The organism is Ectobacillus sp. (genome assembly GCF_056992975.1).
Genome location: NZ_JBXKMX010000285.1, coordinates 1 through 8,866, shown reverse-complemented (window position 1 = coordinate 8,866; position 8,866 = coordinate 1). Strand labels below are relative to the sequence as shown.

At 36.0% G+C, this 8,866-nt stretch carries 12 protein-coding genes; all 12 read right to left on the bottom strand.

What is annotated here, in order from left to right; all coding sequences use genetic code 11:
- Positions 1–262 precede the first annotated feature (262 nt).
- Positions 263–715 carry a TlpA disulfide reductase family protein gene (locus AC11ZT_RS13035; RefSeq protein WP_484060015.1) on the bottom strand — a complete coding sequence of 151 codons (453 nt, stop codon included), beginning with the start codon at positions 713–715 and terminating at the stop codon, positions 263–265.
- A 107-nt stretch (positions 716–822) separates the two neighbouring features.
- Positions 823–1,371: a peroxiredoxin gene (locus tag AC11ZT_RS13030; protein WP_484060014.1), complete on the bottom strand. Its 549-nt coding sequence runs from the start codon at positions 1,369–1,371 to the stop codon at positions 823–825.
- A gap of 194 nt (positions 1,372–1,565) precedes the next feature.
- A complete protein-coding gene (locus tag AC11ZT_RS13025) occupies positions 1,566–2,684 on the bottom strand; it encodes an N-acetyldiaminopimelate deacetylase (protein ID WP_484060013.1) in 1,119 nt (372 codons plus the stop codon).
- A 163-nt stretch (positions 2,685–2,847) separates the two neighbouring features.
- Positions 2,848–3,564, bottom strand: a complete 717-nt coding sequence (gene dapD, locus AC11ZT_RS13020; protein WP_484060012.1) for a 2,3,4,5-tetrahydropyridine-2,6-dicarboxylate N-acetyltransferase — start codon at positions 3,562–3,564, stop codon at positions 2,848–2,850.
- A gap of 85 nt (positions 3,565–3,649) precedes the next feature.
- Positions 3,650–4,528, bottom strand: coding sequence for a LysR family transcriptional regulator (locus AC11ZT_RS13015; RefSeq protein WP_484060011.1), 879 nt, complete (start codon positions 4,526–4,528; stop codon positions 3,650–3,652).
- Positions 4,529–4,602: 74 nt separating this feature from the next.
- Positions 4,603–5,046, bottom strand: coding sequence for a cyclic-di-AMP-binding protein CbpB (gene cbpB / locus AC11ZT_RS13010; RefSeq protein WP_484060010.1), 444 nt, complete (start codon positions 5,044–5,046; stop codon positions 4,603–4,605).
- A 120-nt stretch (positions 5,047–5,166) separates the two neighbouring features.
- The gene (gene abbA / locus AC11ZT_RS13005; RefSeq protein ID WP_484060016.1) at positions 5,167–5,358 is read right to left on the bottom strand and encodes an antirepressor AbbA; all 192 of its coding nucleotides are present in this window, start codon (positions 5,356–5,358) and stop codon (positions 5,167–5,169) included.
- Between the two features lie 90 nt (positions 5,359–5,448).
- A complete protein-coding gene (locus tag AC11ZT_RS13000) occupies positions 5,449–5,964 on the bottom strand; it encodes a ribonuclease H-like YkuK family protein (RefSeq protein ID WP_484060009.1) in 516 nt (171 codons plus the stop codon).
- A 62-nt stretch (positions 5,965–6,026) separates the two neighbouring features.
- Positions 6,027–6,173, bottom strand: a complete 147-nt coding sequence (locus AC11ZT_RS12995) for a hypothetical protein (RefSeq protein WP_379966820.1) — start codon at positions 6,171–6,173, stop codon at positions 6,027–6,029.
- A gap of 111 nt (positions 6,174–6,284) precedes the next feature.
- The gene (locus AC11ZT_RS12990; RefSeq protein WP_484060008.1) at positions 6,285–6,521 is read right to left on the bottom strand and encodes a YkuJ family protein; all 237 of its coding nucleotides are present in this window, start codon (positions 6,519–6,521) and stop codon (positions 6,285–6,287) included.
- 274 nt (positions 6,522–6,795) lie between these two features.
- Positions 6,796–7,284, bottom strand: a complete 489-nt coding sequence (locus AC11ZT_RS12985; RefSeq protein ID WP_484060007.1) for a DUF3993 domain-containing protein — start codon at positions 7,282–7,284, stop codon at positions 6,796–6,798.
- Positions 7,285–7,549: 265 nt separating this feature from the next.
- Positions 7,550–8,767: an EAL-associated domain-containing protein gene (locus AC11ZT_RS12980; protein WP_484060006.1), complete on the bottom strand. Its 1,218-nt coding sequence runs from the start codon at positions 8,765–8,767 to the stop codon at positions 7,550–7,552.
- Positions 8,768–8,866: the final 99 nt, after the last annotated feature.

The following is an 8,866-nucleotide window of genomic DNA, read 5'->3' as shown; positions in this document are numbered from 1 at the left end:
TAAGATTTCTCGCTACTGTTATACTATCTACATTCATGTATAAACGCTGATTAGAAAAAGCCCCGTTCAATATTTGACGATTATCTAACTAAAATTGCATAATCCCGTGACATGACTTCATACTTCCTTTTAGACTGAACGTAGATAATTGTAATAAAAAAAGAGAGGGTAAATGAACGCATCCTCTCTTAAATAAATAATAAGTTATAGCTAGGGAAATGCCGTGAATCCCTTACTTTAGTGGCGTTTCACATCATTCAAATTATTCCTGTTCTGCGTCTTCTAGAACACGCATGGCCCGGTTTGTTAACATTTTCATTCCACTCCCACCTGCTTGAAAATGGCGAAGGACACCACTTTTATCAAAGACATAATAGGCTGGAACGTATTGATTCTGGAATTCATCTGTAATTTTATGTTCATTATCCACTAAGATAGGCTGTGTTATACCATGCTCAGCAGCTGCCTTCTTTACATCTTCTACATCTAAATCTTTTTCAGAACGAGGCATATGCACCGATACAACGTTTAACTTATCTTTATATTGATCTCTAAATTCATTCACACTAGGCATTGCTTCCTTGCATAAATGGCAACTAATCGACCAAAAATGGATTAATGTTGGCTTATCCCCAATCAATTCATCACGTTTTACTTCTCCATTCAATATAGCTGTCTCTCCAACTAAAGAAGGCATTTCATCGCGTAATTTCAAGAACAATTCTCCTTTCAACCTATACTAGCGATTCTTTTAAACAAAATTAATTTGTATACAAGAAAAGGTCTAACAATAAAGTTAGACCTTTCGAAAGAACATTGCTCTTAAACTTTTAATGTAGCTTGTCCTGGCTTCCAGTTTGCAGGGCAAAGTCCACCTGTTTGAAGAGCTTGTAGAACGCGAATAACTTCATCAACTTCACGTCCAATGTTATTGTGATGTACTACTTGATAGACTAATTCACCTTCCGGATTGATAATAAATAATCCACGAAGCGCAATACCTTCCTCTTCAATTAAAACACCATAATCACGAGCAACTGATTGATTATGATCAGCAGCTAAAGGGTAGTTCAATTGACCAATCCCATTATCTTTTACATCTGTATTAATCCATGCTAAATGAGTATGGATTGTATCAGTAGATGCCCCAATTACTTCAGCATCAAGGTCTTCGAATTCATCATAGCGTTGGGAAATTGCAATAATTTCAGTTGGACATACGAAAGTGAAATCCATTGGATAAAAGAAAAGTACAGTCCATTTTCCAGCCTTCATATTTTCTTCAAGGCTTACTTTTCCAAATTGCTTATTGGGCAATACAGCTTCCATTTCAAAACGTGGTGCTTGCTTTGCTACTAAACGTTCTGCCATATGTATCAACCTCCATTTTTTTTATTTACATGCATATTATATAAGAAGAAATATATTGAAGTCAATATTATTTAATAATTATTATAAAATAAAGAAATCTTCCATTTTACTTCTCCAGTATAAAGTATTGTGCTATTGCTATACAAATTATGCATATGATTAGCATGCTATTTAAAAAAACAGATAACACATTGCTACCTATTTCCCTTAAACTGCAAATATTGTGTTAATACAGATACTGCCTTTGGAATAGCTTCTTCACTAGGGCGAAGCTTACTATGATGAAGTCCATACTCCGATTGTACCCCTAGCCAGAACATGAATCCTGGTATTTCTTGTAGCATATAACCGAAATCTTCCCCGGTCATGGATGCATTACAATTAACTACACTGCTATCCTCTAATTGATTTGCAAATTTCATAAACTCTTCCGTTAACTCTTTGTTGTTATTCACTTGATAATAATTTGCTCCGTAGTCGACAACAGCCTTACATTCAAATGCAGTCTCTATCCCCTTTATAATAGCCTCTAATCTTTTCTTTACTTGCTTCATAGATGTTGATGATAACGTACGCATCGTTCCTTCTAACCGTGCTGTTTCAGCAATGCTATTTTGTACCATTCCACCTGTTATTTTTCCAATTGTAACTACTGCTGAATCAAGCGGATCAATATTTCGGCTAACAATGGATTGCATCTGTGTCACAAGGTGGCTAGCAGCGACTACCATGTCATTCGCTTTATGAGGATAAGCTGCATGCCCTCCCTTTCCTTTTAAATCAATAAATAACTCAGATGTATTGGCAAAGAGTAACCCCTGCCGAGTGGCTATCGTACCAGTTGGATATTCCGGTGCAATATGAAGTGCTATCATCATATCCGGTTTCCACATTTGAAATGGTTCACTAGCAATCATCGGTTTCGCTCCGCCTGGTCCTTCTTCAGCAGGTTGAAAAACAAATAGTACATCATCATCAATAGGAGAATGAACAAGCGCATCTAGTACTCCTAAGGCAATCGTCATATGAAAATCATGTCCACATGCATGCATATAGCCTTCATGGGTCGACTGAAACGAATAACCTGTTTCTTCTGTAATGGGAAGTCCATCTATATCCGTACGGTATCCTATTATTTTTTCAGGATTACGACCATGTACTTTTACAAGAATTCCCGTTTTCCATAATTCAACCTCTATACGTTCTTTCGGAAGTTTATTTATAAACTCAAGCAAATACTGTTGTGTTTTATATTCCCGAAATCCTAACTCAGGTATTTGGTGTAAATCTCTACGAATTGTAATTAGATCCATTGTATTCGCCATCCTTTTTAAACATTTATCGTAATAAATGAAAAATAGACCGTCACTGATCTTACATTACTGGACAAGATACGATGAACGGTCTATTTTTCGTAAGCATTCTCTTCCTTTTCTTGCCATAAGCAATAAATGAGGAATAATACTACTATTTTCTTTATTGTTCAGGATTAAGTTGACGAAGCTCCTGCTTAATTTCTATCTTTGATTTTGTTTTTTCATCAATTTGTTTAATTACGCGGGCTGGAACACCAGCGACTACAGTATTGGCTGGTACATCCTCTGTCACAATCGCACCAGCAGCTACAACAGCACCGTTTCCGACAGTAACTCCTTCTAGTACAACTGCATTAGCACCAATTAAAACACCATCACCCACGATAACAGGCTGAGCAGAAGGGGGTTCAACGACACCAGCAAGCACGGCTCCTGCACCTATATGTGAGTTTTTCCCAACGGTTGCACGACCACCAAGTACGGCATTCATATCAATCATGGTTCCTTCTCCAATGACAGCGCCAATATTAATTACAGCTCCCATCATAATGACAGCATTATCACCAATTTCAACTTGATCACGGATAATAGAACCTGGCTCAATACGTGCTTTGATACCTTTTGTATCTAATAAAGGAAGTGCAGAATTACGACGATCGTTTTCTACCACATAATCTGTAATAGATTCACTTTCAAGCACTGCTTTGATCTCATCCCATTCTCCAAACAAGACACCTGCTTTTTTTGATACGAAGGCTTGTACATCTTTCGGAAAGGTAATATCTTTCAATTGTCCTTTTATGTATACTTTAACCGGTGTTTTTTTCGTACTATTTTGTATAAAAGAAATAATTTCGTTTGCATCCATAGTTTTCATTTTGTTGTCTCCTCCTAATTAGCTGATACTGATACTCTATCAAAGTGAATGATAATCGGCAAGAATGTAAGCCCTTTTTTTTAAATTAATATGCATTTGTATCCGAAAATCGCTTAACAAGATCGATAAATGCTTCTACTTGCTTTAATTCTAGTGCAGCATCCTTCACCAGAAGCCACGTTTCTCGTGTAAGACTTTTTCCATCCACTGAAAGAGGGAGCTTAAAAATATCTTCGTCTACTCCTTTAAGTACCGTTTGAGGTAAAATAGCATAACCAATTCCATGTAGAACAAGCTGTTTACACGTTTCAATTTGGTCAACAATAATCGTTCGTTTAGGTGGATATAAAAATTTTGCATACCACCAGCTCTGAATTTGAGAGTAGTAAGTAGAGTCACTTTTAAACTGTATAAACGGCTTGCTCGTATCTTTCAGTAAGCTTTCATCTGAGATTTCGGTATCGACCAGGTACATCTCATCAGTTAAAACATGCCATTTTTTCCCTAAATAATCTTGTGAACCTCGCAAAATGGCAACATGTACATCCCCATCATAAAAATGTCTTTGTACATCACTACTCCAACCTGTAAATAAGGATATTTGCACGAGAGGGTATTTTTCTACAAACATTTTCAAAACACGAGGCAGCCAATATTGTCCAATAATGGACGCTACAGCGATTTTGAGTGTGCCGTGGGTTTTTGCGTGTAAGGAGGTTAGCTCATTTTTAATATCTTCTTCCTTTTGCAAAATATCCTGTGCATATGCCGTTATTTTTTCTCCTTCAGGTGTAATGGTTAACCCTTTCTGAGAACGAACAAAGAATCGCATTCCCCAATGCTTTTCCATCGATTGTAGGCGCTGACTTAGGGCTGGCTGGGATACAAACAGTAGTTCCGCTGCCTTCCTCATATTCAGCTCTTGTGCTAAGATAACGATCATCCGAAAATCATCGAGTTGCAAAACGATTCCTCCTAAATCAATAAGTAGGTGTTACCCATATTCAATCATTTGGTTATTTTCTTTTTCATTTCTTCTTATTTATTATATCGACGAATTTTTTTATTTAAAAGCTTAAGTATTGCTCTTCTTGTTACAATACCTTCAAATAATCCTTCCTCGCTTTCAACACAGACGAAAGGATGATTAATAGCCGCTTCTAATCCGGTTGCAAATGTCTCATCTAGATGTAATCTAGGAATATTTGTATTCATAACTTCTTCTACTTTCATATTCTCAAGTTTTTCAAATTCTATTCGCTCTAAACCTAATATCCGATCTAAAATCATTGATGTACTAATTAACCCATGCAGCTTATACGTAGTATCTAATACTGGTATAGCAGAGTAACCTGATTTCACAAGCACAAGCAAGGCATGCTGTAAACTATTTGTCACTTGCACATGAGCCACCTTCTCAGCAGATATGACTAAATCTTTCACAAATATTTGTTTAAATTCCTCGGTCGGTAAACTAATCATTGCTACACTCTCCTTCCCTAACTCTATACTGTATCTATATGATAGCGTTTTCAAAATAATCCCTTATCAATACAATTCTATCACATCATCGAAAAAAATGACTACCGGTCATGGTAGTCATCATTCAGCTTCTTTCAGCCTATCAAATAGCATAGTTACTTTTCTGTAATGATTCATATCTGTAGGTTTTAGGCCGCTTTCCATATCTGCTAATTCACAAGCTAACAGCTCAGTTGCATAGTTTTGTTGAAACAACACATGGAGCAATAGAGTTTGTTCCTCATCGGTTAAGTATACATACTGTTTATTCATTATACTCATGCTCTCCCCCTACTTATTAGAATCTATATCCTATTATATAGAAGTTTAACCAAATTTAATAGAATGAAAATTTTTAATTTTCTATTTTGTATATCGGTTTGCATAGCTAAATGCTGTATAAGAATCCGGTTTGATTCTTGGAGTAAGACCCATTGAGGTGATGCGAGCCGTCATATCCATAATAAATTCCCTTGTTAAGCCGTCGTGACCAATATCTAAATGAATTTCCATAGATAAGGTCCCTCCTTCCTGCTGATAGGGATAAATGACTTCGATTAGCTTCGCAAAATGGACAGGAGTAAATAAATATGCCGTTTGCTGACTATAATATGTTTCAAGCTGAATTTTTTCACGCAAACTTTCTACTTTTCTATGTAATACGCGGGATTGTAAACATCCCCATGCTCCCTTCCCAACACGATGAAGATGAATGGCGGTTATAAACCGCGTTTCAAATTGATGAGCTTGTGAGTCCGTTCCAATCGAAAGACGATATGTATTGGCCGGATTTACAGTAATAAATTCGTAAATGCGATCAAACACCATTTCAAAGTCCATATTCCGCTCGGATAAATTATAAAATCGAGGTTCTCCCATATCATCACGTCCTTTAAAAGACTGACTTCCTTTCATTGTATGGGCAAACTGAAACTTCTATGTTAGAAACCTTTACTCGTTTCAATATTTCGGATGATAAGACGACAGAATGGGCAAGTAAATATGACATTTTGATTGGACTGTGCAACTAATACGCGATCTAGTTTCTCTTTTTTTTCACAATTCGGGCAAATGACAGTGGGTATCAAATTATGTTCCTCCCAGTTGAGATAATTAGAATTATTCCTATTATTTCCTTAACTACATACAAACTATACAAAAAAGCAGCATCTAAAAAGATGCTGCATTTCTATGTATGACTAGGAGATCATATCGTAAATTTCGATGGCCACCATATCTATATTGTCGAACTGATATACTTGTGGCTTTTCACCAGGTTCGTACACTTCTAATTCATACGTATCACTTTTATCAAAATATTTAACACTGCATTTCCGTTCCCCGTTTACTTCGAAATAACGTTGTGCAACTTCACCGTTTTCACCTTGTTCTTTCAAACTAACGAGACGAGATAATATTCCTTGAAGTAGAGACATATAATCTCCCCTTTCTCTTATATTCCTACGAATAGCTTCTGCAACAGTCGACATTCTATCCGTTCAGAACTGAAAAAATGCCTCAGTCTTTAGGATACAGTTATCAGAGAAGAAACTCAATAAATTTGTCGAAAAAAGTTACAAAATGAATCATCCACACAATATTACAACAATTTCAATTATAAAAAGAACTGAATACGAAGCAAATCTATTTGTTTGCTACATCATACTCAGGTAAATAAGACCGCTACGCATACGTAGCGGTCTTATTTACCTATTCTTGGCCTAAGCGACGTATATCTGAAGGTAACGTTTCATTCTCCGTATAAGAAGCCATTTTCCATATACCCTTTTCTTTTTGCATAACTACAATTTGATAAACTGGAGATTGACGATTGTTACGTTCATATATATATACCAACTGATGTTCTTTATCAAACGTAATTAATGTACTTGATGTAAAGGTAAAGGGCGGAACCTTTGTTAGAAGATGAGCACCAGATGATTTAGAACGACTATGGTTTTCATCAGTAAATACTTGAAGAAAGTTATCTGTAATGTATGGTGACAAAATATCATACATTTTTTCTACCGAATAGTGCTGGTCACGAATCGAATATTGTGCTTCATATCCTTTGCGAATCGTTTGAAATAGTTCCTCTCGGTTTATCTTTTCATCATTACCAATTGCAGTAGCCATACTTTGACTAATAATATATACGAGAAGCAAGAAAAAGCCGAGCCATATCCCGTATTTTTTCATTCTTCCCCTCCTATCCCCTTGTCCTATATTCATTGTAGCAATCCTTATTCCTAAATGGATGTACATTCGTTCGTAAAATCCTTACACATATAGACAACAGAATAAGCATTTTTTGCTGATACCTATCACTATTTCCACTTTTATCTGGAGATAAACAAAAAAATAGATCATCATTCAGAGTATTGCTCTCTGAGACGATCTATTTCATCTAGTTTTTATACAATCTGCAATCATTGCATATCATCTTACAAACCAACTAATTTGACTAAAATAGTGCATCCTGCTCAAATAAATAATCATAGGTTAAATCAATAAATAAATATTGATTATTTTCAATGGGAAAGCTAAAGGTACGAATCATTTGTCCTGTTTCAATATCAGCATACAAATCTGACAACCGTCCTTTTTTCTCATAGCGCATCGTCATAATATTAGCTAAAAAATAAGGACGCCAGCTCCAGTTTTTCAGAATATATTCCGGATGCAAATTCCATTTTCCATTCTCTTTTATTATATTTCCAGATTGTTGAAACCCATCCTCATCGCAAACATACAAACGAAAACTGCAATCAGTCACTTCTTCACTAATGTCAAGAAGCCATTTGTTCGTATTTCCTATGTTTTTATGCTTAGCAATAATTCCTTCCGTTTTCACACATAACTGTTCTGTTAGAGTATACAAATGCTCTAACTTTCGCTTCTCGTGAGAAATAAACTCATGGCACTCTTCTCGCAAACGATTTTTTAGCAAATCAGCCGGTAAAAAATAAGGAAGAAAGTCTTTTAAATAATCTCCCTGATAATATCTACCACCGTTGCGCCATGCATATTGTAACTGATAAAACGCATCTATATCCTCATATAAAAGAGTTGCACCAATACGCCGTGCAAGCAATGAAATTGAATAGAGAATGTCTTGATACATCTGTAAATTTGCAGTATGCCGTAAGTTTGTCACATCAATTTTAAGAATATCAGGATTTAGCACACTAATTCGTTCTAAATTACTCATTCCAAGACCAATTTTATTAATAGCGATACGAATACCATATGTACGGTAATAGACAAGTCGATGGTTGAGTTGATCCATATCATCCTTAAATTCATGCTCGGTAATTTCCAAAACAATATTTTGCAACTGCACGCCTTTTTTTTCATACTTATGCAAAATAGCCAAGAAGCTTTCGTCCTCGTCATTCATAAGAAGCGTTGCATTCCGATGCACAAATAATAAAAAGGATTGATTGGAGTGCAAATATTGCCCGAGCGCCTTTTCTAATACTACGTTATCCACTTCTATTCGATATTCATCCGGAATCGTATCATCTTTAAAGAAAGGTCCGAGACTTTGCACACCTTGTTCCGTCTCCATCCGCCCAACCACCTCATAGCCAATGATCATATGCTCATCCGCACTGAAAATAGCCTGATAGTAAGGAAGAACCCGGTCTAGGTTTGCAATTACATCTAAAGCATCCACCAAAGTACTCTCCCCCTTTATTTGCAAAGATTATATCATGATGATGAGATAAAAGTGTACTTTAGAATTAAATTTTCTTACAGTTTTTCTATCGATGAGAAC